The sequence below is a fragment of the Ruegeria sp. AP7 genome, assembly GCF_056539905.1.
Map to the genome: position 1 here is coordinate 456,085 of NZ_JBQFVT010000001.1, position 25,351 is coordinate 481,435.

General features: G+C 55.9%; 25 protein-coding genes. 15 read left to right on the forward strand and 10 right to left on the reverse strand.

Going from position 1 to position 25,351, the window contains the following annotated elements; genetic code table 11:
• Positions 1-83: 83 nt before the first annotated feature.
• From ACR0KN_RS02175 to guaA, 3 genes are all read right to left on the reverse strand, one after another.
• On the reverse strand, positions 84-1,310 hold the full coding sequence (locus ACR0KN_RS02175) for an OmpP1/FadL family transporter (protein ID WP_480651056.1): 1,227 nt from the start codon (positions 1,308-1,310) through the stop codon (positions 84-86).
• A 117-nt stretch (positions 1,311-1,427) separates the two neighbouring features.
• Positions 1,428-2,333, reverse strand: a complete 906-nt coding sequence (locus ACR0KN_RS02180; protein ID WP_480651058.1) for a DMT family transporter — start codon at positions 2,331-2,333, stop codon at positions 1,428-1,430.
• Between the two features lie 109 nt (positions 2,334-2,442).
• Positions 2,443-4,002, reverse strand: coding sequence for a glutamine-hydrolyzing GMP synthase (gene guaA, locus ACR0KN_RS02185; RefSeq protein WP_480454771.1), 1,560 nt, complete (start codon positions 4,000-4,002; stop codon positions 2,443-2,445).
• A 70-nt stretch (positions 4,003-4,072) separates the two neighbouring features.
• Between guaA and ACR0KN_RS02190 the strand changes: the two genes are divergently transcribed.
• Entirely contained in the window at positions 4,073-4,513 is a 441-nt protein-coding gene (locus ACR0KN_RS02190; protein ID WP_480651060.1) for a GNAT family N-acetyltransferase, read from the forward strand.
• Positions 4,514-4,648: 135 nt separating this feature from the next.
• On the forward strand, positions 4,649-6,193 hold the full coding sequence (locus tag ACR0KN_RS02195) for a trimethylamine methyltransferase family protein (RefSeq protein WP_170469757.1): 1,545 nt from the start codon (positions 4,649-4,651) through the stop codon (positions 6,191-6,193).
• On the opposite strand, the gene ACR0KN_RS02200 is transcribed toward ACR0KN_RS02195, so the two are convergent.
• Positions 6,194-6,427 (reverse strand): DUF6477 family protein, encoded by a 234-nt coding sequence (locus ACR0KN_RS02200; protein ID WP_480651756.1) that lies wholly within the window; start codon positions 6,425-6,427, stop codon positions 6,194-6,196.
• A 292-nt stretch (positions 6,428-6,719) separates the two neighbouring features.
• Between ACR0KN_RS02200 and ACR0KN_RS02205 the strand changes: the two genes are divergently transcribed.
• Together ACR0KN_RS02205 and ACR0KN_RS02210 are read left to right on the forward strand one after the other, a co-directional pair.
• Positions 6,720-7,817, forward strand: coding sequence for a DUF6456 domain-containing protein (locus ACR0KN_RS02205; RefSeq protein WP_480651062.1), 1,098 nt, complete (start codon positions 6,720-6,722; stop codon positions 7,815-7,817).
• Positions 7,818-7,869: 52 nt separating this feature from the next.
• A complete protein-coding gene (locus tag ACR0KN_RS02210; protein ID WP_480651065.1) occupies positions 7,870-8,793 on the forward strand; it encodes a hydrogen peroxide-inducible genes activator in 924 nt (307 codons plus the stop codon).
• Positions 8,794-8,844: 51 nt separating this feature from the next.
• Here ACR0KN_RS02210 and ACR0KN_RS02215 read toward each other — a convergent pair whose 3' ends face one another.
• Positions 8,845-9,393 carry a peroxiredoxin gene (locus ACR0KN_RS02215; RefSeq protein WP_010439686.1) on the reverse strand — a complete coding sequence of 183 codons (549 nt, stop codon included), beginning with the start codon at positions 9,391-9,393 and terminating at the stop codon, positions 8,845-8,847.
• 264 nt (positions 9,394-9,657) lie between these two features.
• Here ACR0KN_RS02215 and lipA point away from each other — a divergent pair, with 264 nt between their 5' ends.
• Positions 9,658-10,608 (forward strand): lipoyl synthase, encoded by a 951-nt coding sequence (lipA, locus tag ACR0KN_RS02220; RefSeq protein ID WP_170469770.1) that lies wholly within the window; start codon positions 9,658-9,660, stop codon positions 10,606-10,608.
• Positions 10,605-11,750, forward strand: coding sequence for an amidohydrolase (locus ACR0KN_RS02225; RefSeq protein ID WP_480651067.1), 1,146 nt, complete (start codon positions 10,605-10,607; stop codon positions 11,748-11,750). The genes lipA and ACR0KN_RS02225 overlap by 4 nt, the downstream gene beginning before the upstream one ends.
• Here ACR0KN_RS02225 and ACR0KN_RS02230 read toward each other — a convergent pair.
• Positions 11,740-11,907 carry a hypothetical protein gene (locus ACR0KN_RS02230; protein ID WP_480651782.1) on the reverse strand — a complete coding sequence of 56 codons (168 nt, stop codon included), beginning with the start codon at positions 11,905-11,907 and terminating at the stop codon, positions 11,740-11,742. The two genes, ACR0KN_RS02225 and ACR0KN_RS02230, sit on opposite strands and share 11 nt — an antisense overlap.
• Positions 11,908-11,912: 5 nt before the next feature.
• Positions 11,913-12,461 (reverse strand): hypoxanthine phosphoribosyltransferase, encoded by a 549-nt coding sequence (gene hpt, locus ACR0KN_RS02235; RefSeq protein ID WP_480651069.1) that lies wholly within the window; start codon positions 12,459-12,461, stop codon positions 11,913-11,915.
• A 72-nt stretch (positions 12,462-12,533) separates the two neighbouring features.
• Between hpt and ACR0KN_RS02240 the strand changes: the two genes are divergently transcribed.
• Positions 12,534-12,977: a type II toxin-antitoxin system RatA family toxin gene (locus ACR0KN_RS02240; protein ID WP_170770639.1), complete on the forward strand. Its 444-nt coding sequence runs from the start codon at positions 12,534-12,536 to the stop codon at positions 12,975-12,977.
• 38 nt (positions 12,978-13,015) lie between these two features.
• Positions 13,016-14,311 carry an MmgE/PrpD family protein gene (locus tag ACR0KN_RS02245; protein WP_480651072.1) on the forward strand — a complete coding sequence of 432 codons (1,296 nt, stop codon included), beginning with the start codon at positions 13,016-13,018 and terminating at the stop codon, positions 14,309-14,311.
• Here the strand turns inward: ACR0KN_RS02245 and pyrC are convergent.
• A complete protein-coding gene (pyrC, locus tag ACR0KN_RS02250) occupies positions 14,308-15,345 on the reverse strand; it encodes a dihydroorotase (protein ID WP_480651074.1) in 1,038 nt (345 codons plus the stop codon). The genes ACR0KN_RS02245 and pyrC overlap by 4 nt on opposite strands.
• Before the next feature lie 146 nt (positions 15,346-15,491).
• Here pyrC and ACR0KN_RS02255 point away from each other — a divergent pair, with 146 nt between their 5' ends.
• Complete coding sequence (locus ACR0KN_RS02255) at positions 15,492-16,400, forward strand: AAA family ATPase (protein WP_170584183.1); 909 nt, start codon at positions 15,492-15,494, stop codon at positions 16,398-16,400.
• A gap of 34 nt (positions 16,401-16,434) precedes the next feature.
• Entirely contained in the window at positions 16,435-17,691 is a 1,257-nt protein-coding gene (locus ACR0KN_RS02260) for a vWA domain-containing protein (protein WP_480651076.1), read from the forward strand.
• 3 nt (positions 17,692-17,694) lie between these two features.
• On the opposite strand, the gene ACR0KN_RS02265 is transcribed toward ACR0KN_RS02260, so the two are convergent.
• The gene (locus ACR0KN_RS02265) at positions 17,695-18,195 is read right to left on the reverse strand and encodes a hypothetical protein (RefSeq protein WP_010439711.1); all 501 of its coding nucleotides are present in this window, start codon (positions 18,193-18,195) and stop codon (positions 17,695-17,697) included.
• 206 nt (positions 18,196-18,401) lie between these two features.
• On the opposite strand from ACR0KN_RS02265, the gene ACR0KN_RS02270 reads away from it, so the two are divergent.
• The 5 genes from ACR0KN_RS02270 to ACR0KN_RS02290 all read left to right on the forward strand — a co-directional run bounded on the left by ACR0KN_RS02270 (position 18,402) and on the right by ACR0KN_RS02290 (position 24,307).
• Positions 18,402-19,370 (forward strand): XdhC family protein, encoded by a 969-nt coding sequence (locus ACR0KN_RS02270; protein WP_480651078.1) that lies wholly within the window; start codon positions 18,402-18,404, stop codon positions 19,368-19,370.
• Positions 19,367-20,368: a molybdopterin-binding protein gene (locus ACR0KN_RS02275; RefSeq protein ID WP_480651080.1), complete on the forward strand. Its 1,002-nt coding sequence runs from the start codon at positions 19,367-19,369 to the stop codon at positions 20,366-20,368. The genes ACR0KN_RS02270 and ACR0KN_RS02275 overlap by 4 nt, the downstream gene beginning before the upstream one ends.
• 154 nt (positions 20,369-20,522) lie before the next feature.
• Positions 20,523-21,008, forward strand: a complete 486-nt coding sequence (locus tag ACR0KN_RS02280) for a (2Fe-2S)-binding protein (protein WP_010439719.1) — start codon at positions 20,523-20,525, stop codon at positions 21,006-21,008.
• A 51-nt stretch (positions 21,009-21,059) separates the two neighbouring features.
• Positions 21,060-23,420 (forward strand): xanthine dehydrogenase family protein molybdopterin-binding subunit, encoded by a 2,361-nt coding sequence (locus ACR0KN_RS02285; protein ID WP_480651082.1) that lies wholly within the window; start codon positions 21,060-21,062, stop codon positions 23,418-23,420.
• 95 nt (positions 23,421-23,515) lie between these two features.
• Positions 23,516-24,307 (forward strand): FAD binding domain-containing protein, encoded by a 792-nt coding sequence (locus ACR0KN_RS02290; RefSeq protein ID WP_480651084.1) that lies wholly within the window; start codon positions 23,516-23,518, stop codon positions 24,305-24,307.
• Positions 24,308-24,352: 45 nt separating this feature from the next.
• On the opposite strand, the gene ACR0KN_RS02295 is transcribed toward ACR0KN_RS02290, so the two are convergent.
• Positions 24,353-25,252: a MurR/RpiR family transcriptional regulator gene (locus tag ACR0KN_RS02295; protein ID WP_480651086.1), complete on the reverse strand. Its 900-nt coding sequence runs from the start codon at positions 25,250-25,252 to the stop codon at positions 24,353-24,355.
• Positions 25,253-25,351: the final 99 nt, after the last annotated feature.

Genomic DNA, 25,351 nt, shown 5'->3' on the forward strand with positions numbered 1-25,351 from the left:
TCCGTAATAAAAAGAAGACGTGTAAATGGAAAAGCCCCACCATACCAAGGCGGGGCTTTCCGATGTGTTTGCTGCCGCTGGGATCAATCCAGGGCGTAAGTCACCTGAATGCCAACGCTCCATGCACTGTTGCCGGTGAAAGTGGCGCGGTTGTCGGGACCCGTACCGTTTGCCGTGGCATCACCGATGTCGGTATAGCGCACGCCGCCGGAGATTTTGGCTTTCTCAAGCGAATAGGTGCCACCCAGACCTATGCTCCAGAAACCATCTGTCGGGCCGAGGTTGGAAACCGAGTTCCCTTGCGAACTTTCGTAGCCGAGAGTTACGGCGCCCGAGAATTCGTCGGTGAATTGGTAGCCCAGACCAAGCGAATAGGTCCAAGTTGCTTCTTCATAATCGACGAGGTTTATACCTGTCAGGTCGGTATAAACGGGTGGTGCGTAAACGGTTTGTGGCCAGTCCACCCAGCGCACCGAGCCGAACAGCAGTGTTTTAGGCGCGACACCTGTCTGGAAGTCCAGATTGACGGATTGAGGTGTTATGACTTCGGTCGATGAGTCAGCGCTTACACGACCTACAGTTGGGATGCCCGGTGGAAAGATGAACCCATTTATTACGTCGTTCGATTCAGTCTGTGAAAGATCGTGAGTAATCTTTGAGTTGTAAGTCAGAGCTACGCGCGCGGCGATATCCGGACGCTCCCAAGCGACGCCAACAACATATCCAAAGTCAATCTCTGCGTCTGTTTCAACACGGTATGCACCAGCTGTGGGCGTGGCACCTGCGCCAGCGATTGGTACTGAAACGCTTGCTTTCAGGCGCTGTGCCCTCACGCCACCAATTACGCTAAAACCATTGTCCAATTTGTAACGCAGCAGCGCTGTAATCGCGTCTGTATCAGCCTCGGCGCGAAGAACGTCGGTGGTGGTGCCGGGAAGACCCGCAAGCGCCAATACGTTCTGGGATAGCGGATAATCCGCCGAATAATCGATATCTGCACCGAAGGGCTGATCATAGACCAAAGCGAAGTCGAGTTTCTCGGTTAACGAAGTCTTGTAGGCCAGATGTGGCGTGAAGAAGCTGTTCGAGACATTGCCAGAGTCGACTTGTTGACCAAATGTAGGGCTGCCTGGGATCTGGTCTTCCATTGAGCCACTGACATCAGGCTTGGTATAGCCCAGTCGAAACTGAACGGCAGATCCTTCTTCAAACAGAATGTTAACGCCCTGACCGCTACGATCTAGGCCACCTGCCTGCACACTGGTTGCCCCGATGCACAACGCGCATGCGTGAAACAACGATCGTTTCATATACTTCTCCCTACACTGTCCTGCGGCCTGTAATGCTCATCCCATCAAACGCACCCGGCCTTGTTACCGGCTTTTACTGTCTTAAACTTTAAATTTTGGTCAATTGGTGACGGAACGTTAGTCGGTGTGCGCACGCTGCACGGGTGTTGCGGATTTGTTACGATTTTCTGACCAGACGTTCAGAAAAATCCCCGCAAAGATGACTGCTGCACCCAGGAGCGTCCATTGGTCCAGCGGTTCATGATAAAGGATCATGCCCACTATCGCGATGGTCGGAAGGCGTGCAAAATCAAAGGGTACCACGATTGTTGCTGGAGCGATCGCGAGAGCATTGGTGATACAATAATGCGCAAATAGACCAGCCACGCCGACCAGCAGAAGAAACGGCGCCGTATTTACGCTAGGTAATGAGATCTGTCCGTCATAGGCCGATGCGATGAATCCAAGGCCCGCCTGAATCAGAGTCAGCCAAAACATGATGCAACCGATGCTCGCGAACCGAGTAAGGGTTTTCGTCGATATCGTCGTCAGAGCAAAGAACAAAGCGGACAATGCTGCGGCAATCACTCCTGGGCTGATCGAGGCCGCGCCAGGACGTGCCACAATGAGTATTCCGGCAAATCCGATTAGTGCTGAGGTCAACCGAAGCGCAGTCAACCTTTCTTTCAACAGCAATGGTGAGAGGAGTATCACCCAGATCGGTTGGGTAAACTCCAGCGCGAAGACCTGCGCAAGAGGAATGACCGTCACCGCATAGAACCAGAGGTTTTGCCCCGTAAAATGCAGTACATTTCGAACGCCATGCAAATCTAATCGCCGTGTCGAGACTTGATGCCATTTGCGCGATATCGTCAGAAAAAAAGCGACTATGCAGATCCCGACGAGGCTGCGATAGAACATGATCTCAAAAGTATCATGAGTTACGCTAAGTTCGCGTCCGGCAATTGCCATCGATGAAAACGAGGCGATTGCTCCGGTCATCCAGAGCGCGGCCTTGCCGATCTGCATTGAGTTGCTGCTCATGAAACTTGGTTTACGTCCCGACGTCTGGCAGGCCGACTTAATGGTGTTTCACGAGGCAACGCAACGAATAATAGCCGTGTCAGAATTTTTGTGCTTTGCGTGTGAGCGTTTATTCCCACTCGATAGTACCGGGCGGTTTCGAAGTGATGTCGTACGTGCATCGGTTGATGCCTTTGACTTCGTTGATGATGCGTGTTGCCGTTTCACCTAGGAACTCGTGACTGAACGGATAGTAATCGGCGGTCATGCCGTCGACCGATGTCACCGCGCGCAGTGCGCAGGCATAATCATATGTCCGTCCATCACCCATCACGCCGACTGTTCGCACCGGAAGAATGGCGACAAAGGCCTGCCAGATCTCGTCGTATAGCCCATGTTTGCGGATTTGATCGATATAGATAGCGTCGGCTTCGCGCAGAATGTCGAGCTTTTCGCGAGTGATTTCTCCAGGGCAACGGATTGCAAGGCCGGGGCCGGGGAAGGGGTGGCGACCGATGAAACTGTCGGGCAGACCCAACTCGCGACCCAAGGCGCGAACTTCATCCTTGAACAGTTCTCGCAGGGGTTCGACAAGCTTCAGGCCCATTTTCTCGGGCAACCCGCCCACATTGTGGTGCGATTTAATGGTGACCGAGGGACCACCAGAGAACGAAACGGATTCAATCACATCGGGATACAGGGTGCCTTGTGCCAGAAACTCGGCACCATCAATGGTGTCAGCGTGTTTCTGAAAAACATCGATGAACAGTTTGCCGATGATTTTCCGTTTGGTTTCAGGATCGCTTTGCCCGTCCAGCTCGCCCAGAAACAACTCGCTCTCGTCAGCATGGATCAGCTGGATATTGTAATTGTCGCGGAACATTCCGACGACCTCGGTCGCTTCGTTCTTGCGCAGCAGGCCATGGTCAACGAAGACACAAGTCAACTGATCACCGATTGCCTCGTGGATCAGGATTGCCGCGACCGAACTGTCGACGCCACCTGAGAGACCGCAAATGACTTTTTTGTCCCCGACCTGCTCGCGGATTTTCTCGATCATTTGCTCGCGATACGCGCCCATGGTCCAGTCGCCCGAGAATCCTGCCAGTTTGACGAAATTCTCATATAGTTTGGCACCCTTGGGAGTGTGGTGCACTTCCGGGTGGAATTGCACGGCATAGAAATGACGCGACGGGTCTGCCGTTATGGCATAGGGCGCGTTGGGTGAGGTGCCAAAGACTTCAAAGCCAGGCGCGATTTCACTGACGTGGTCGCCGTGGCTCATCCAGACCTGCTCATCACCCTCTGCGAACCAGCCATCAAGAATGTCCAACTGGTTCTGAGGCGTCACGAAAGCACGCCCGAATTCGGCGGTGCCGTGACCGCTTTCGACCTGGCCGCCCAGTTGCTGCATCATCACCTGCTGGCCATAGCAGATGCCTAGGATCGGTACGCCATAGTCAAAAATTTCCTGTGGCGCACGGGGCGAACCCTCTCGTGTAACGCTGTCCGGACCGCCCGAGAAAATGACGGCTTTCGGGGCCATCTGTCGGACAAAGTCCATCGTGACGTTCTGATAAGGATGAATTTCGCAATAGACATTCAGTTCGCGCAGGCGGCGGGCGATTAGCTGCGTCACCTGGCTGCCGAAGTCGATGATCAGAAGGCGGTCGTGGGATGCTTGGGTCATGACTGGCTATTAGGTTGCAAGCCTTGCTTGTGCAAGCGCAATGACGTCAATTGGTGACGGAGGCACTCAGATGACTGACCTAATTCTCAGAACTGCGGAACCAGGCGACGTAAATGCGATAGAAACCTGTATTACAAGCGCCTACGCCGATGCGATCAAAAAAATTGCCGACATCCCAGATGTGGCAAGCGGAATCGAAGGCGATATTGACAACCGAAATGTCCTTGTCGCAGAAGAAGGTGGGCAACTTTTGGGTGTCATAATTTATGGTCTGAAGGCTGGCGCGATGATGGTCTTCAATCTTGCCGTTGTGCCGCAAGCTCAGGGGCGGGGCCTCGCACGAAAATTGCTTGCTGCTGCTGAAGCCGATGCGTTGACAGCGGGGTTGTCCGTGCTTTGCCTAAGAACGCATCGACTTATGGGAGCAACCCGCGCCATGTATACACATCTTGGCTGGCACGAGGTCGAGGTGACCGGGAACTCGGTCATGATGCGGAAGAGCGTGACGTGACGTGCAAATGTGTCTGAAATAGCGATGCTGCCAGTTCATGTCGCTTTTACCTCTATTGCGCCGTAAACTACCTCTGGCATCGTGGTTCGTTGATGTAACACACTTGTCGAACCAACCAATAAACGGGATTTTCTCATGACAGAGGCAAGCACCCGGCGCAGAGCACGAGGTGGCGGTGGCGCCGCCCGCCGGGCCGAGCGCACGGCGGTAAAGATCGAAACCGCAAAATACATCGAACGTAACATTCCCAATTTCGAAGTCCTCAATGAAGAAGCGCTTGAGATCATCGAAACCAACGCGGAAACTGTGCTGGCCGAGATCGGTGTCAATTTTGTTGACAATCCGGCGGCATTGGAACGTTGGCGCGAGGCTGGTGCCGATGTCGATGGTGAACGCGTGCGTCTGCCGCGCGGACTGGCGCGTGAATTGATCAAATCCGCACCCAGCGAATTTACTCAACATGCGCGCAACCCTGAGAAGTCAGTCGTCATTGGCGGCCGGAATCTTGTTCTGGCCCCGGTATATGGCCCTCCGTTCGTGCGTGATGCGCAAGGCGGTCGGCGCTATGCGACCATGGACGATTTTAACAAGTTCGTGAAATTGGCCTATATGTCCAAATGGCTGCACCACTCGGGCGGCACCGTGTGTGAGCCGACAGATATTCCGGTGAACAAGCGTCACCTGGACATGTTGATGGCGCATATGACCTTGTCGGACAAACCTTTCATGGGCTCCGTCACCGATCCTTCGCGAGCACAGGATTCGGTTGAAATGTGCGAGATTCTCTTTGGCAAAGAGTTCGTCCAGAACAACACGGTTATGACCTCGCTAACCAACATCAATTCACCGATGACATTTGACGATGTGATGATGGGTTCGCTTGAGGTTTACGCTGCTAACAACCAAGCCTGCATTATCTCGCCCTTCATCGTCGGTGGTGCAATGGCACCGGTATCGGTCGCTGGTACGCTGACGCAGGTACTTGCAGAAGTTATGGCCGGGGTCGCATATAGCCAAATCATCCGTCCGGGGGCTCCGGCGATTTTTGGGGCTTTTGTTTCATCGATCGACATGAACTCGGGCGCGCCGACTTTTGGTACTCCTGAAGCATCTCACGTGACCTATGGTGCGGGTCAGCTAGCGCGTCGCTTGGGGCTGCCGTTCCGGTCTGCAGGTTCTTTCTGCGGCTCGAAGCTGCCCGATGCGCAGGCGGCATACGAGACCGCAAATTCACTGAATATGGGTCTGATGTCAGGCGTGAACTTCATGTTGCACTCATGTGGCTGGCTTGAGGGTGGTCTGGTTGCCGACTTCGAGAAGTTCGTCATGGATGCCGATCAGTTGGGTGTTCTCCACGGTCTGGCCAAAGGCGTCGCATATGACGAAAATGCTCAGGCCATGGATGCGATCCGCGAAGTTGGTCCGGGCGGGCACTACCTTGGGTGCGCCCACACGCAGGCAAACTTCAAGGAAGCGTTTTGGAAAACCGATTTGCTGGACTACAAGCCGTTCGAAACCTGGGAAGAAGAAGGCGCGCGTGACACACGGACGCTGGCATCGGCACGGGTTGAACATCTTTTGGCCAATTATCAGCAGCCACAACTTGATCCTGAGATTAATGCGGCACTGGACGCATACGTTGCCGAAAAGAAAGCATCCATGCCGGATGCCTTCACCTAATCACTGAAATTGCGCGGCGCGACTGGTTTGATACAGTTGCGCCTCGCCATTCAATGCGATCAGCAATTCCAGATGACGCACCAAAGAATAGGCCGCGTCTTCTTCTATCCGCTGTGCATTCACTTCGCGTTCCAGCTCTAGCAGGTGCATTAACGCAGCGCCCGGTCCCGGAATCGATCCATAACCCAGAAGACGTTGCAGATGACGGTCGCGATTATAGTCCTGCGCCCCGATCTTGGCAGCACGGGCGGCGGAGTGAAGTAATCAAGGTCATCAGATCCTGCACGGCAGTATCCTTTTCGTTCAGTTTCACTGTCTGAAATGTGACACAATCTGAGCGGGTGTTACCTTGATGTAGTTCGCCCCGAACTATGGTTTCACCACTGTTTATCTTTTTGAATCAATTCTGCTCTGAGCCGTCTGTGATTAACGAACGAGTAATGAAAGCACCTCTAGTTAGATTTGGTTAACTAAGATTCCGACGGCTAAAACTGTCAGTTTGTTTTGTCGACAAGGAAGAAGAAATATGAAAAACAGCGTGGCTTTCACCGTTCCGGCATGGGTTCCCGAAGGAGCACAACGATATCTTGACTATACAGAATCTGGGCGGTCGATACGGGATATCGCGCGGTCGGCTGGATGCCATGCCTCGACCATATTGCGACAGATCCGCAGGGTCGAGATGCGTCGCGATGATCCTGTAGTGGACGCCGCGTTACAATCGCTGGCCCAATCGCATTTTTCACTCACGGAATTCAAAAATCCTGCGTTTGCAGTCGTAACATCCGAAGAGAACCGACCAGGATCTCAAAACGCAGAGTTCGAACGAGAAGCGCTGCGTGTTCTGAGACGTTTGTGTGAAACCGGTGCAGTGCTTGCAGTGGCCGAAGACATGGATAAGGCCGTAGTGGTTCGGGACAACGGTGAAGACGGGACAACCAAAACAGCAGTTGTGGATTGCCGAACAGCGCAGGCGCTGGCGTTAAATGACTGGATATCGTGCGACAATCCCGGTCGGATTTCACGATATCGTATTTCAAGTGCGGGACGCACGGCATTGAGTCATTTGATTGCCGAAGTGGAAAACCGGGCGCGCACTCAGAATGAATTTGGCATGGCCGAATCTCGGACTTCATTCACGCCGGCAAACTCGGATACATATACCTCAAATCAACCCAAGGTTCGTTATAACACTGTCGAAAGCCCCCTGATCGCATTGGCGCGTCGTCGGGACAAGAGTGGTAAGCCGTACCTTGATGAGACATTGGTCGGCGCGGGTGAGCGTTTGCGTGAAGATTTTGAACTTGCACAGATAGGCCCTCAGATCACGCAGAACTGGGATCGCTTTCTGACCTGTGGAGGGCGTGGAGATTTCGTTTCAGATGCCCATATTGGGCAAGGCCATTCCAGTGCCAAGGACCGTGTGACAAAGGCGCTTTCAGATTTAGGGCCGGGTTTGAGCGACGTTGCCTTGCGTTGTTGCTGCTACCTTGAAGGGTTGGAGTTGGCGGAAAAGCGCATGGGCTGGTCGGCGCGATCTGGCAAGATCGTTCTGCGTATCGCCTTGCAGCGGCTAAAGCTACACTATCAGGATCAGGCCGAGCAAGACCGCATGATCGGCTGATGACCTATTAGGATGGTCTTGAGTAACGGGCTGCAAATGATAGTCAGAGGTTATGAATTTTACCATTCGACAATTGCAGTATTTCCGTGCTGTCGCTGAGCAACGAAACTTTGGTCGCGGTGCGCAGGTCTGCAATGTATCGCAGCCTGCGCTGTCAGTTCAGATCAAGGCGCTGGAAGACGCGATGGGCGGGCCACTGTTTGAACGGCAGGCGCGGGATATTTTGCTGACCCCACTTGGGCGAGATGTTCTGGAATACACACAGGATGTACTGAATGCGGCAACGCGTTTGGATCAATTCGCGCGTGATCATTCTGGTGGGCATCGTTCCCTATCGATTGGAATAATTCCGACCGTTGCCCCGTACCTTTTGCCGGGGGTGCTGGCTGGGTTGCGCGCGTCAGATGTCTCGTTAAAAGTGCAAATTCGCGAGGCCCGGACTGAGCGACTTCTTTCAATGCTGCGCTCAGGTGAAATTGATGCGGCTATACTAGCGCTTCCGTTAGGCAGCGAAGCCTTTCACGAAGAACCATTATTCGAAGACCGCTTCTTGCTTGCAGGAAGTCAAGCCCGGCTGGACCGGCTAACGATTAGCCCCGAGGCGTTGCGGCCGGTGGACCTTAAGACGGCTCAGTTGATGCTGCTTGAAGACGGGCATTGCTTGACTGATCAGGCACTTGAAGTTTGCGGGCAGGATCGCACCAGCGGTCAGATAAATATGGGCGCGTCATCGCTTGCGACATTGTCTCGGTTGGTCGCGGAAGGATTCGGTATGACCTTGATGCCAGAACTCGCAGCGCAGGCCGAGACAGATGCGGTGCCTGGCCTGCGGTTGCTCCGGTTTGGCACCCCGCAGCCAGCCAGAACCATCGGTTTGGTGCGTCGCGTTTCGACTGGTGCAGAGGAGTGGTTCAATCGGTTGGCGCGGGTGATCCGTGAGGTTGGGGAAGACGTGGTCTCGGGAACCCCTACCTGACAAAAAAGGCTCGCCGATATGGCGAGCCTGTTAGCGGTTTAACTGATCGGATTATGCCAGCGCTGGTTCGCGTGCCTCGTCCAGATGTTTCATCAGATTCTCTGGCGACGACACGCCATAAGGGTCTTCGGGGCAGTTATCCATCAGGCCGGGCTCTTCAAACCATGCCTCAACCACACCGTCATTGACGATGGCCGCATAGCGCCACGAGCGCATACCAAAGCCCAGATTGTCCTTATCGACCAACATACCCATCTTGCGGGTGAATTCTCCGGATCCGTCAGGAATGACTTTGACATTTTCCAGACCCTGATCCGCAGCCCATTTGTTCATGACAAAGCTGTCGTTGACGGACATGCAGTAGATTGCGTCGACGCCTTTGGCTGCGAAATCAGCATGACCTTTTTCAAAACCGGGCAACTGATAGGTTGAGCAGGTCGGGGTGAATGCACCCGGCAGCGAGAACAGGATGACGCGCTTGCCTGCAAAATAATCTGCGGTTGTCTTGTCTTCCCAGCGGAAGGGATTGGGGCCTTCTATCGCCTCGTCGCGGACGCGGGTGTGGAAAGTTACGTCAGGCAGTTTTGCACCGGTTTTCATCATCAAACTCCTGTGATTCACATGTGATTGACGTGAGAGTTAGAACGATTCCAGAGCGGCTTCAACATTAGATATGCTGCACTTGCGATATATCTTATTCGCATGCAAATTGATTGAAAATAGGTAATAATATGTGATTTATTCGAGGATTTTGCTGCAGTCGCGAATGCGGTCTGCATAGCGGCTATGCGCCGCTGGTGTAACCAACAAAGTCAGTTTATGTTAAGCACCAAGCAAATTGACCCGAAGTCAGGAAAGCCAGCCGTGCGTGATCTGAAAATACCCGAACAAAGACACCCCGAAAAAGCGCATCGGCCTGATAATGCAGCGCCGCGCAAACCTGCGTGGATTCGTGTCAAAGCGCCTGGTGGCAAAGGGTATGCTGAAACGCACAAGATCATGCGTGACAACAATCTGGTCACTGTTTGTGAAGAGGCCGGATGCCCGAACGTAGGCGAATGCTGGAGCCAGGGCCACGCCACCATGATGATCATGGGTGAGATTTGTACGCGTGGTTGTACCTTCTGCAATATTGCGACGGGCAAGCCGGATACGCTGGATGCGTTCGAGCCAGGGCGCGTGGCGCACGCGGTGCAAAAGCTGGGCTTGAATCATGTTGTTATCACGTCGGTCGATCGGGATGACCTGCTCGATGGCGGCGCAGACCACTTTGCACAGACCATCCGCGCGGTGCGACACCGGTCACCCAAGACAACAATCGAGATTCTAACGCCGGATTTCCTGAAATGTGATCCTACGGTTCTAGAGGTCGTCGTCGAAGCCAAGCCGGATGTGTTCAACCACAACCTCGAAACAGTACCAGGGCTATACCCTGAAGTTCGCCCCGGTGCGCGTTATTTCCATTCATTGCGCTTACTGCAGCGGGTGAAAGAGATGGATCCGTCGATTTTCACCAAATCCGGCATCATGGTCGGGCTGGGTGAGGACGAGCAACAGGTCCGTCAGGTCATGGATGACATGCGCGCAGCAGATATCGATTTTCTGACAATTGGCCAGTATCTGCAGCCAACGCCCAAGCACCATGGCATTGATCGTTTTGTCACACCCGAAGAATTCGCGGCCTATGAAAAGGCTGCTTTTGGCAAGGGCTTCCTGATGGTTTCGGCAACCCCGTTGACCCGGTCGTCATACCATGCGGGTGATGATTTTGCTCGCTTGCGTGAGGCCCGGCAAAAGAAGTTGAATCAGGTGTGAAACCCGAGCTTCAATCCTGGCTCACTGAAAAACGGCATGAGCTGCATCAGGTCCCGGAGATTTCGGGCGAGGAGCGCGGAACTGCCGCAAGTATTTCCAATCTTCTGCTGGCTTGCGGCCCCGATGCGGTTTTGACCGGGATCGGTGGTCATGGCGTTGCGGCAGTCTACGAAAGCGGCAAACCGGGGCCAACGATAGGTATCCGATGCGAACTGGATGGTTTGCCCATCCAGGAAATATCAAGCGCGCGATACGCGTCGCAACATCCGGGCAAGGGGCATCTGTGTGGGCATGATGGTCACATGGCAATGGTTTTGGGTGTGGCTTTCGTTCTTGGTGATAAGCGCCCAGCAAAAGGACGCGTCGTTCTGATTTTTCAACCCGCTGAGGAAACTGGGCAGGGTGCTATAGCCTTTCGCGCCGACCCCAAGTTCGCCAATATTGCACCGGATTACGTATATTCTCTGCACAATCTTCCGGGTTTGGAATTGGGGGCGGTTGAGCTGTGCTCGGGCCCGGCCAATTGCGCCTCCCGCGGGATGCGGATCGTGCTGACAGGCAAAACCTCGCATGCAGCCGCACCGCAAGACGGGCTTTCACCGGCTGGAGCCTTGGCTGAGCTTATACCTGCATTAGCCGCATTGGGACACGGAGGGGTGCTGGATGCAGATTACGCTCTGACCACTGTAACCCATGCGCGACTGGGTGAGACCACGTTCGGGGTCGCACCTGGCATGGCCGAGCTTTGGGTTACTCTGCGGACAGTATCAGATACGCGAATGACCGGATTGATCCGCGAGGCGGAGCAGCTTGTGAGCGCAAGCGCTCAAGCGCATGGGCTGGGTGTCGAAATCAGCTATGACGATGTGTTTGAGGCTTGTGTAAATACGGACGAAGCCGTTCTTATCCTGTCAGATGCCTGCCAAACACGCGAAATACCCTGCAAAGTAGTGCCGACGCCACAGAGGTTCTCGGAAGATTTCGGGCAATTCGGCAAGGGCGCGAAGACCGCTATGTTCTGGCTTGGAGCAGGCCGGGATCACCCGCAACTGCACAACCCCGACTATGATTTCCCGGATGCTCTGATCCCGATCGGGACCGACATATTTCTTGCAGCGATCGAACAAACGCTCAAGGCTTGAGCTTTCTGGGCTGGCTTTCTGCCCATTCGGGCCACCAGCCCATATATTCAACGCCGGCAACCAAAAGACAGACAAGGATTGCGCCGAACACCAGTTTCACCCGCCGTTCCGAGGGCGGATTTCGCCCCCATTGCGACATGCGAAGAAAGTGGCGCAAATTCATCAGTCCTGATCTTCGACAAATCGAACCTTGCCGATAAACGGCAAATTTCGATTGCGTTGCGCATAGTCAATGCCATAGCCCACAACAAATTCATCAGGGATTTCGAACCCGATCCAGTCCGAACGGAAATCGACCTCGCGTCGGCTGGGTTTGTCCAGAAGGGCGATGGATTTCAACCGTTGTGGCTTGCGGGTGCGGAGCAGCTTAGAGACGTGATTAAGGGTATGGCCGGTGTCCACAATATCCTCGACCACCAGTACATCGCGTCCTTCAATGGCGCCCCGCAAGTCTTTGAGAATACGCACTTCTCGGCTGCTTTCCATCGAGTCTCCGTAGGACGATGCCTCAAGAAAATCGACCTCAATGGGCAGGTCGAGCTCACGCACCAGATCGGCGATGAAGACGAAACTGCCGCGCAGCAGGCCGACAACAACCAGCTTGTCGGTACCGCCAAACTCGGCTGTGATTTCGCGGCAAAGTTCTTCGATCCGGGCGGCAATTGCCTTGGCCGAGATCATCTCATCTATCACATATGCGCGTTGGCTCATCTCTGCCCCCTTGATCTTTGGCGCGCAACATACGAAATCACGCGCCATTGTCACCAGTTAATCCCGGATATCATGCCAACCCACTCCGAGACCCGCCCGCTGCCTTACACCGCTCAGCAGATGTATGATCTGGTCGCGGATGTTGCAAAATACCCTGAGTTTTTGCCTTGGTGCGCCGCGGCCCGTATCCGTCGGACCTATGCCGCGGGCGAAGGCAAGGTGATGGAAGCGGATCTTGTTATTTCATTCAAGGTGTTCCGCGAACGCTTTGGCAGCCGCGTTACGTTGTTTGATGCTCATAAACGGATCGATACCGAGTATCTGGACGGTCCGTTCAAATACATGCGTTCCGATTGGGAGTTCGAAGATACGGATGACGGCTGCAACGTCTCGTTTCACGTTGACTTCGAGTTCAAAAATGCGGTCCTGCAAGGGATCATCGGTGTCGTGTTCAACGAGGCCATGCACCGTATCGTGCGCGCATTCGAACAACGGGCTGCCGTCCTCTACGGCTAAGGCTTTACGCCCGTGACGCGCGCGCTAGACTGCGCGCTATGACCGATCTGACAACCGCCCTGGCCGAATTTGCCGCTGGTCCTGTGTCGACCACTTCACAGGCTCGAATCGTGACATCGCTTTCCGCGTTGGATTGGCTCGCCGTGGGGCGGGCGGGTGCGGATGAGCCTGTTTCCCGCATCATCCGCCAGATGGTTTTTTCCGAAAGCGGTGCAGCACAAGCACGCCTATTCGGGGGTGGTGAAGCCCCTTTACGCGCTGCGGCGCTGGTGAATGGTACCGTTTCCCACGCGCTTGATTACGATGACACCCATTTTGCCCATATCGGTCATCCATCGGTTGCTGTGTTTCCGGCAGCCCTTGCGCTTGCGGCGTGGGAGGATCGGCCGCTGGTCGATTTGCTCGAAGCAGCGCTTGTTGGGATGGAATTGTCGATCCGCGTTGGACTGTGGTTGGGCCGCGGTCACTATCAGGCAGGCTTTCACCAGACCGCCACGGCGGGCGCGTTTGGGGCTGCCGTAGCTGCGGGGCGCATCATGTCCTTCGATGCCAAGCAGATGCGTGATCTGTTGGGACTGACCGCAACAAGAGCATCCGGACAGAAGTCACAGTTCGGAACCATGGGCAAACCCTATAATGCCGGGCTTGCGGCTTCGAATGGCGTTGAGGCGGCTCAGTTGATCCGCAATGGATTTCAACCTGGTTCTGATGCGTTGGAAGGTCCGTTTGGGTTTGGGGCGACACATCTGGGGGCAGACGATATCAATGCAGCGCTCGATGGGTTGGGTGATGAATGGTTGTTCGAAAACGTAAGCCACAAGTTCCACGCCTGCTGCCATGGCCTGCACGCGGCGCTTGAGGCCGCGCGCGATCTTGACATTGCCGAACCAGAGGTGGCCGAGATCAAGGTTAAAACGCACCCCCGCTGGATGAGCGTTTGCAATCAACTGCAGCCGACTAGCGGGTTGGGTGCGAAGTTTTCTTATCGCACAGTGATCGCAATGCAATCGATGGGGTACGATACGGCACTACCGGGCAGCTATACTGCCAAGATTTGTGCGGACCCGAGGCTTCAATCCCTGCGGGATCGGATTAGTGTAGAGGCAGATGAAAGCTTGTCCGAGACCCAAGCCCATCTGTCCCTCTTGCGCCGCGATGGCGCCCGCCGCGAGGCCAAACATGATCTGCTCGCCCCGATGTCACTTTCGGACCGCGAAGATCGGGTTAGGGACAAAGCATCAAAACTGATCGGTGGGGATGAAGCAGATGCGGTCTGGTCGATGCTGCGCACCGGTGGGCGCGCAGCGGATTTGGCAGATAGACTAAATGATTAGGCGACTCGCCAGTGCAGTGGGAAGCCGGGATCGAATACTGTGACAGGACCGTCCGCGCATTCGATTTTGGCGGGATAGACAACCTCATCGCCCTTTGTCAGCGTGATGGTCTCTTCGTTCACCGGCAGGCGATAAAAGGCCGGGCCGTTAAGGGAGGTAAACGCTTCCAGTTTGTCCAACGCATCAGCGCGCTCGAACATTTCAGCCAGCAGTGACATCGTATTGGTCGCAGTGAAACACCCAGCACAGCCACAGGCCATTTCCTTGTTCGCATCCGTGTGCGGCGCGCTGTCAGTGCCAAGGAAGAAACGCGCATCACCCGAGGTTGCGGCGGTCAACAGCGCCAGCCGATGCTCTTCGCGTTTGGCGACTGGCAGGCAGTAATAGTGCGGCTTGATGCCGCCGACCAGTATGTGGTTGCGGTTGATGATCAGGTGATGCGTTGTAATCGTCGCACCCAAATCTTTCTCGTTCGCCTTGACGTAATCCACGCCGTTTGACGTCGTGATATGCTCCATCACCACCCGCAGCCCGGGTGTTGTTTTGCGAATTGGATCAAGAACGCGATCGATAAACACGGCTTCGCGATCGAAGATATCGATTTCGGCATCCGTGACTTCGCCGTGCACACACAGCGGCAGACCGATCTCGGCCATCTTCTCCAGCACCGGGCGCACCTTGTCGAAATCGCGAACGCCTGAAGAAGAGTTGGTTGTTGCCCCAGCCGGGTAAAGCTTGACCGCCTTGATCAATCCCGTCACATGCGCCGCTGCGACATCGGCAGGGTCCGTGTCTTCGGTCAGGTAGAGCGTCATCAGTGGCTCAAACGTCATATCATCGGGCAAAGCGGCCAGAATACGCTCTCTGTAAGCGGCCGCATGACCGCCGGTCACAACGGGCGGAACCAGATTCGGCATGATGATGGCACGGGCAAAATGGCGCGCGGTTTCAGGCAGGACGGCTTGCAGCATCGCGCCATCGCGCAGATGCAGATGCCAGTCATCGGGGCGGCGGATCGTCAGGGAATGGGTCATGGCCCCCGGCTAGCACAGCCGCTTGGGTGGTGAAAGACCCTGTTGCCCTTGCCGGTGAGGCAGATCGTCGTAAGTCTCTGACGGATGGTGGTCTTGACCTCTGGTTGTGGTCATGACCTGTTGGGGCGCAGGAAAAAGGGGATCTCATGACACAGCCAAATTCCATCGATGCCGTGCAGGACCTTTTGGGTTCAGAGGGTTATGTCTGTGGCCGGGCTTTGGCGACGGTTGTGTTTCTTTCGCTGAAACTTGGTCGACCTCTGTTTCTGGAAGGCGAGGCGGGCGTCGGCAAGACTGAGATCGCTAAGGCACTCGCCGCAGGATTGGGGAGGCGCTTGATCAGGTTGCAGTGCTACGAAGGCCTTGATGCCTCTTCCGCTGTGTATGAATGGAATTTCCCTGCCCAGATGGTGGCGATCCGCACTGCCGAAGCGTCGGGTGGGGCGGACCGGGGCGCATTGCAGACCGAGCTGTTCTCGGATGACTACCTGATTGAGCGCCCTTTGCTGCAGGCGATGCGTCCGGATGCCAATGGGGCACCTGTATTGTTGATCGACGAGTTGGACCGGACCGACGAACCTTTTGAGGCGTTCCTGCTGGAAGCCCTCAGCGACTTTCAGGTCACGATCCCCGAACTTGGTACCGTCAAAGCACCCGAACCACCAATCGTAATCGTCACCTCAAACCGCACGCGCGAAGTGCACGACGCGCTGAAACGCCGCTGCTTGTATCATTGGGTGGATTACCCTGATTTTGCTCGTGAAATCGAAATCCTGCACGCCCGTGCCCCCGAAGCGGCCGAAGCGCTGAGCCGCGAGGTTGTCGCCTTTGTTCAGCGTCTGCGCACCGAAGACCTGTTCAAGAAACCGGGGGTGGCCGAGACAATCGATTGGGCTAAATGTCTGCTGGCGCTGGACGTCATCAACCTCAGCCCCGAGGTGATTGGCGATACGTTGGGTGCGATCCTGAAATACCAGGACGACATCCAAAAGCTGCAAGGTTCCGAGGCCAAGCGCATTCTCGATCAGGCCAAGGCCGACCTCGAACCGGCCTGATGCTTCATCCGCTTGCAAATATTTCGGGGGTCTGATGGCCGAACAACTCCCACTCGATATCCCGGACAACCCCAAGCTGGCCCAGAACATCACCCATTTTGCGCGCGCTTTGCGTAAGGCCGGGCTGCCGATTGGAACCGGACGTGTGGTTGATGCGATTCGCGCGGTGCAGGCTGCGGGCTTCACCGAGAAAACAGATTTCTACTGGACGCTACATGCCTGTTTCGTAAACCGGCCTGAACACCGCACGGTTTTTGCGCAGGTCTTCCGCCTGTATTGGCGCGATCCGCGCTATCTCGAACATATGATGTCCATGATGCTGCCCGCCATTCGCGGCGTGCAGGAAGAGCGCAAAGCGGATGCGGCTGAAAAGCGCGCGGCTGAGGCGTTATTGGATGGCGTCGAACGCGACTTGCCGGAAACGACGGAGCAGGAAGAAGGAAGTGAGATCGAGATCGACGCGACCCAAACCGCGTCCTCCGAAGAACGCTTGCGCAACCTCGATTTCGAACAGATGAGCACATCCGAGATCGCCCAGGCCAAACGCATGCTGTCGCGCCTGAATCTACCGGTCAAACCCATCGAGTCTCGGCGTGGTCAGGCCAGTCATCTCGGTCACCGCATCGATCGCGCACGCACCCTGAGGTCAGCCATGCGGCAGGGTGGCGAGCTACGCGATATCGCGCGCCTGCAACCAAAACCTCGCTGGCCGAATTTGGTAACGCTCTGCGACATTTCCGGATCGATGAGCCAGTACAGTCGGATCATTCTGCACTTTCTTCACGCGGTTTCGAATGCCAAAGGCGCAGGTTGGGCCAAAGTGCACGCATTCACGTTTGGCACACGCCTGACCAACATCACCCGCCATCTGCATCAACGTGATGTCGATGCAGCTCTGGCCGCTGCCGGGGCCGAGGCGCAGGACTGGGAAGGCGGAACACGGATCGGAGAATGCCTGCATCAGTTCAACCGCGACTGGTCGCGGCGTGTCATGGGGCAGGGGGCGGTCGTGTTGTTGATCACCGACGGTTTGGAACGGGGCGATCCCGAGATGCTGGAAAAGGAAATCGAGCGTTTGCACCTGTCGTCGCGACGCTTGATCTGGCTGAACCCATTGCTGCGCTGGGATGGGTTCGCGCCAAAGGCTCAGGGCGTTGCGACAATGCTTCCACATGTCGACAGCTTCCGCGCCGGGCATTCGATTGCGTCGCTGGAAGATCTGGCCGCCGTGATATCTCAGCCTGACGATCAGGGTCAGAAAGCGCGGCTGATGGCCGCGCTTTCTGACTAGATATTAAGACAGCTGTTCTTCATTGCACTTTCGCGCCATCTCCATGGCTTTGTAAGTGCCGGTCAGATCGACTGTGAAGGCGAACTCTTTTTCCGGGAACACGACCATCACCTTCTTCTTGGCAAGGTCGTCTGCGAACTGAGGATCGTCTGACAGAACATACCCGCCTGAATAGCCCTTGGTGATATTCCCTTTCATGCCAGTGGCCTCACCAACATAAATGTTGTCTCCGATGAGGATGGCGACGGCTTCTTTCTCGCCCTTCTTGATATTGGTTTTTGCCTTGGTGAAAACACCCACATAGCCGACACCGCGATCTTCGGTCAGCCCCATCTGCACGACATTTTCCGAGTCATCCACCGCTTCGATCAGGCAAGATTTCTTGTCTTGATCGATGAAGACTTTCCAGCCTTCAACCTCACCGTACTTCAAAAATGTATCAGCCCATCCGGCGCTGGCAGCCATCATGCCAAGCGCCGTTCCCAGTGTAAGAATACGTTTCAACTGTTTGTCTCCGCTTTGAAATATGCAGGGGTGATTTCGGGAAGTACCCGAAACTGCGTCCAAGCTAGAGTGCGGTCAGGTGACAATCAATCTTTTATGAATATGAGTTCAAAACCGGCCTGTTAGCGCCGGTAACTTAGACCTCGGACCGCTTTTCATTGTTGTAAAGCTGACTATGTTGAAGCCGAGCATGGTCGGAGGTCTCAATGGAACGATTCGATAGCAGCCCGGAAACCGCATTGGAATGGTATCGCGCCGGTAAGGGCGCGGCTCTGGCGACTGTAGTCGAGACCTGGGGCAGCGCACCACGCCGTGTCGGTTCGCAGCTCGTTATTGCAGGCGACGGTCGGATCGAAGGTTCGGTTTCAGGCGGCTGCGTAGAGGGCGCAGTGATTGTCGAGGCGTTGGAGGCCATCGAAGAAGGTGAGGCCCGGCTGCTGGAATTTGGTGTCAGCGATGATGACGCATTTGCCGTCGGATTAGCGTGTGGTGGGACGATCAGGGTTCTCGTCGAACCCGTTGGTAAAGTTCTGCCCGATCCGATGCTGGCTGAACTGGTCGCCGCACGGGCGCGGCGTGAACCTTTGGCGTATGAGGTAAACACTGAAACCGGCCACCGAGCATTGCGTCGAAACGCCTATACCGAACGATTGCGCATGGATAGGTCTGGGTTCGAAGAAGATGGTCAAACCTTTGTTGCGGTTCACAATCCTCCTTTGCGATTGATCGTGGTTGGAGCTGTGCATATTGCCCAAGCACTTGTGCCGATGGCACGCCTCGCTGGCTACGATCCAGCGATTGTTGATCCACGCGAAGCTTTTGCCTCGGACGCTCGATTTCCCGGAGAGACTATCCTGACAGACTGGCCGGATGAGGCGGTGTCGAAATTGGGGCTGGACACAAGAACGGCGCTTGTTCTGCTGACCCACGATCCCAAGCTAGACGACCCAGCGCTTCAGGCCGCATTGTCAGCCGATGTGTTTTACATCGGAGCACTTGGGTCCAAGCGCACCCACGCCAAGCGTATCGATCGGATGAAACAATCCGGGTTTACAGACGAGCAGATTTCACGGATTCACGGACCGATCGGGCTGGATATCGGTGCGGCCAGCCCTTCCGAGATCGCGGTGGCCATCCTTGCACAAATGACAGCGGTTCTGCGGGGCAAGGCGTGAAGTTTGGTCCGGTAGCCGTTGCCGACGCCAGCGGCGCGATTCTGGCTCATTCCGTCAAGGCAGGTGACCGGAGGTTGCGCAAGGGTATCACGCTGACGCCCCAGCATATCGACGAATTAAAGCAGGCCGGTCTGACTGAGGTAACGGTCGCCAAGCTTGAGCTCGGCGATTGTCATGAGAATGAGGCGGCGGCAATGCTGTCTGCAGCCCTAGTGCCGGACCCTGCAAAGGCCAACCTGCGCGTGACCGACGCCTTCACAGGGCGGGTCAACTTGCTGGCTGATAGTCCTGGCGTGGCAATCTTGGACACTGATGCACTGCAAAACTTCAATCGGGTCAATCCGATGATCACGGTCGCAACCGTACCGCAGTACCAACAGATGACGGCAGGCGGCATGGTCGCGACGATCAAAGTCATCTCGTATGCGGTGCAGCAAACCGACGTTCGCCGTGCAGCCGAACAGGCGCAGAACTCCATTCGACTTTCGGTGCCGAAATACAAGAACGCCGGGCTCGTCATCACCGATATTGCCGGCGGGCCTTCGAACAAAAAAGGTATTGCCGCCATTCGCGGACGGGTTGAGGCATTGGGGATGGACCTGTGCGACGTTAAAGTTGTTCCGCATCGGCAGGGTGATTTAGCAGCCGCGCTAAAGTCCGTTCGCGGCGAGATCGTCATGATTCTGACCGGATCGGCCACGTCGGATGAAAATGATGTGGCACCGGCCTCTGTCCGAGAAGCCGGAGGCGCAGTCGATCGATTTGGGATGCCGGTTGATCCGGGAAACCTGTTGTTTCTGGGGTCTTTAGGTGGTCGCCCAATCATCGGTCTGCCTGGATGCGCCCGTTCGCCTGCACTGAACGGGGCGGATTGGGTGCTGTCTCGAGTCGCTTGCGGGATCGAGACGACGGGTGCTGACATCGCAGCGATGGGTGTCGGAGGGCTACTGAAGGAAATCCCCACACGGCCGCAACCTCGCGCTGCCAAACAAAAGTGACGTAACGGCATTTTTGCCGTTTCGATCATACGCCTCATGATTAGTGAGATGAGCAAAGAAGTTGCGGAAAAATCGGGCAAATATTTTTGTTCTCAAACAAAATTTCCCGTGTTTAACTCGGGACTAAGGAAAAACAATAAATTGGGAGGATCTCATGACACAGGTCTCAATGACCGTGAACGGGAAAGCCGTTAGTGGTGACGTTGAAGGCCGGACGCTTCTGTCCAGCTTTTTGCGTGATCATCTGTCGCTGACCGGAACACATGTCGGATGTGACACGGCACAATGTGGTGCGTGCGTCGTGCATGTGAATGGTGAGGCGGTCAAATCCTGCAATATGCTGGCCCTGGAAGCGGATGGTGCCGATGTGGGTACGATCGAAGGGCAGGCTGCAGAGGATGGTTCGCTGAATGTCATTCAGCAGGCCTTTCAGGATCATCATGGGCTGCAATGCGGGTTTTGTACCCCTGGCATGGTGATGAGCGCTGCGGCACTGCTCAAGGATAATCCGCGCCCGACCGAAGGGGAAATCCGGAAGTACCTCGAGGGTAATCTGTGCCGGTGCACAGGCTATCACAACATCGTCAAGGCGATCATGGCCGCATCCGGCCAGGACGTTTCCAGCATCGCCGCCGAGTAAGGCGGGTAAGAATTTTCGACGAAAATTCTTTTCCAGGGAGGAGAACAAGCAATGCCCAAAGACAGTGGCATCGGAGCCAGTTCCAAGCGGCGTGAAGACGTACGCTTTCTGACCGGAGCAGGCAATTACACCGACGACATCAACGTACATGGCCAGGCCTATGTACATTTTCTACGGTCCGACATCGCACATGGCCGGATCACCAATATCGACACATCTGCTGCCGAGGGCATGCCAGGTGTGGTGAAGGTTTTCACCGGCAAGGATTTTGAAGGCGTGGGCGGAATGCCCTGCGGCTGGGAAGTCACCGACCGGCACGGCGCCCCGATGCAGGAACCCCCGCACCCCATTCTGGCACAGGGTAAGGTGCGCCATGTAGGCGATCCGATTGCTGCTGTTGTGGCCGACAGCTTAGAGCAGGCCCGCGATGCGGCTGAGGCGATCGAGGTGGAGATCGAGGAACTGCCCGCAGTTCTGGATATGAAGGCTGCGGCGCAGGATGGCGCGACGCTTGTCCACGACGATCTGAAGAACAACATCTGCTACGACTGGCACTTGGGCGAAGAAGACAATGACAAGGTCAACGCGGTCTTTGCCGATGCAGCCCACGTCACCACGCTGGATCTGGTCAACAACCGACTGGTTGCCAACCCGATGGAGCCGCGCGTGGCCGTGGCCGAGTACAGCCGAGGCACGGATGAGTACACGCTCTATACCACCTCGCAGAACCCGCACGTGATCCGTTTGCTGATGTGCGCGTTTGTTCTGGGCCTACCCGAGCACAAGGTGCGGGTGGTCGCCCCGGATGTGGGCGGTGGCTTTGGAACCAAGATTTTCCACTATGCGGAGGAGGCATTCTGCACCTTCGCTGCCAAGGCCTGCAACCGCCCGGTCAAGTGGACATCCAGCCGGTCCGAGGCGTTCATGTCGGATGCCCATGGTCGCGACCATGTAACTACGATTGAGCTGGCGTTGGATGCGGAGAACAACTTCACCGGTTTGCGCACCAACACTCATGCCAATCTGGGTGCTTATCTATCGACTTTCTCCAGTTCGGTTCCGACCTGGTTGCACGGCACGCTGATGGCGGGGAACTACAAGACGCCAGTCATTCAGGTGAATGTGCGGGCGATGTTCACCAATACGGTGCCGGTGGATGCCTATCGCGGCGCGGGCCGGCCTGAGGCAACATTCCAGTTGGAGCGGGTCATCGACAAGGCCGCGCGAGAGTTGGGCGTTGATCCGATTGCGCTGCGTCGTCAAAACTTCATCACCCAGTTCCCGTATGACACGCCGGTCGCACTGACCTATGACACCGGGGATTACAACGGGACGATGGACAAACTTGAGGCCGCAGCCGATCTATCTGGCTTTGCCGCACGGAGGGCGCAGAGTGAGGCCAATGGCAAGCTTCGCGGCTTGGGTGTCAATTGCTATATCGAGGCCTGCGGTATCGCGCCATCCAACATCGTTGGCATGTTGGGGGCCCGGGCGGGTCTATATGATGCTGCCACGGTGCGGGTAAACGCCACCGGTTCGATCAGCGTCATGGTTGGCGCGCACAGCCACGGGCAAGGGCATGAAACCGCCTTCCCGCAGGTTGTGGCGGACATGATCGGTATCGATGAGTCGATGGTCGAGATTGTACATGGCGATACCTCGAAGATCCCGTTCGGGATGGGCACCTATGGCTCACGCTCGCTGGCGGTTTGTGGTTCGGCCATGGTCAAGGCGACTGAAAAGGTAATCGACAAGGCCAAGAAGATCGCGGCCCACCTTCTGGAAGCGTCTGAGGCTGATATCGAGTTGAAGGACGGACAGTTCAGCGTTGCGGGTACCGACAAATCGGTGGCCTGGGGTGATGTGACCCTCACGGCCTATGTGCCGCACAACTTCCCGCTGGAGGTTGAGCCGGGGCTGGAGGAGACCGCGTTTTATGACCCGGCCAACTTTACCTTCCCGGCCGGCGCCTATGCCTGCGAGGTCGAGGTGGACGCCGAGACCGGTCAGGTCAGCATCGAGAAGTTCACCGCCGCGGATGACTTTGGCAACATCGTGAACCCGATGATCGTGGATGGTCAGGTACATGGTGGTATTGGTCAGGGCATCGGTCAGGCGCTGCTGGAGAACTGCGCCTATGACGAGAACGGCCAACTGCTGAGCGCGTCCTTCATGGACTACGCGATGCCTCGCGCAGATGATCTGCCATTCTATGAGGTCGACCATTCCAGCCAGACGCCGTGTACGCACAACCCGTTGGGTGTGAAGGGCTGCGGCGAGGCCGGAGCAATCGGTTCGCCACCTGCCGTTGTCAACGCGGTTTTGGATGCGCTGAATTCGGGTGGAAGGGCTGTTGATCACATTGACATGCCGATGAGCCCGTCGCGTGTTTGGACGGCAATGCATGGTTGAAAGGTTGGGGTGCGAGTGGCCAGCCCCTCGCGCTCCCCGAGATATTTATAGCCAGATGAAGGGCGGATCCGCGCCTTTCGGAAAGGAAGAACGAAATGTACAATTTCGAGTTTGAGAAGCCCTCGACCATTGCTGACGCGGTTGCCGCGTTGGCGGGTGAGGATGCGCAGGCGTTGGGGGGTGGTCAGACCCTGATCCCCACGTTGAAGCAACGATTGGCGGCGCCATCAACGCTGGTTTCAGTCAGTGGGATTGCTGAGATGAAGGGCGTCTGTGTCGAGGATGATGGTTCAGTTGCCATTGGTGGTGCCACGACCCACGCAAATGTAGCGGCGGATGCAGCGAGCAGCTATCCGGCGCTGGCGGCCCTGGCTGGTCAGATCGGAGATCCGGCGGTGCGTAATCGCGGCACCATTGGTGGCTCTGTCGCCAACAATGATCCGGCGGCCTGTTATCCGGCGGGAGTGCTGGGTTCAGGGGCGACCGTTGTCACTAATACGCGACAGATTGCGGCAGATGACTTCTTTCAAGGCATGTTTACGACTGCGCTGGAAGAGGGTGAAATTATCACCTCGGTGCGTTTTCCGGTGCCGCAAGCTGCGAGCTATCAGAAGTTTTTGCAACCGGCGTCCCGTTTTGCATTGGTCGGGGTCTATCTTGCCCGGTTTGCGGATGGCGTGCGGGTTGCCGTAACCGGCGCCAGCGAAGATGGAGTGTTCCGTTGGTCCCAGGCCGAGGAGGCCTTGAACAAAGAGTTCCGTACCGATGCTTTGATAGGTCTGCACATCAATCCGATGAACATGATCGGAGATTTGCATGGCAGCAAAGAATACCGGGCGCATCTGGTCAGCGTGATGACAAAACGGGCCGTCGAAGCCTGCAGCTGAGCAGGTTCGCAGCCAAATCGATAAGCCCCGGTGAAAGCCGGGGCTTTACTTTTTTCTGACCCGAGGCGGCTTGGCGGGGCGCCAATATGCGCCAGTGTCTTCTCGGGCCGTCTGATACCGTTCGACGCGGTCGCGCGCTGCCGACCCTCCTGCAGCAAAAAGGTGACCGATCAGGCATTCGAGTACAGCCATGGCCCCTGAGAAGCTGGAAAAGTGATGTTGAGTGCGGGTGCTGACTGGCAGCACGACATCCGGGTCAACACCAGGTGCAATGACTTCGCTATCCGACAATAAGACGATCCGCATCCCGCGTTTACACGCAAAACGCATGGATTGGATAGTGTCCGAGGAATAGGGATGAACGGTGATGGCGAACAAGCAGTCCGCTGCATCGGCCTCGAGCAGATCATCGACGGCTGACCCCATGTGCCGGGGGACCAACTGAAATCCGGGGTGTGCCATCCGACCGGCATAGTGAAAATAATAGGCCAAAGCATAGCTGGCTCGGGTTGCTGTGATATAGCAGCGTTTTGCTGACAACATGTGGTCCGTGACCTGCTTTACCAACGCGGGATCAGCCAGACGCAGGGAGCGGGTTACGACATTCAGCTCATTTTGCGCGAACCCTGCTTGAGCCGCGCTGAAGTCATCACCTGACCGCATGCGGCCCAACCAATCTTGGCCCAACCGATCCTCGCGATCGGTGACAAGAGTCTGCCGAAATGGTTTTCGAAAAGACTCGAAACTGTCGAAGCCCAGACGGTACGCCAGACGCACGAGGACATTTGAGCTTACACCGATTTTCTCAGCCGTAACGCGGACCGGGTCGAGCCCAAAATCCCCGGGATGATCGATGATGTATTTTGCTGCGGCCTGCATCTGTTGAGGCAGGGAATCGATATCAGCGCGTAGCTGCTCGGTCAGTTGGGCTGGTTTGTTGTGCATTGTTATAGAAAAACAAATGTTATGGAGAAAGCAAATTGAAAACACTAGGACTGCATATATTTCGGGATCAGATTAAGCCGTTTGGAAATGTCAGAAGGT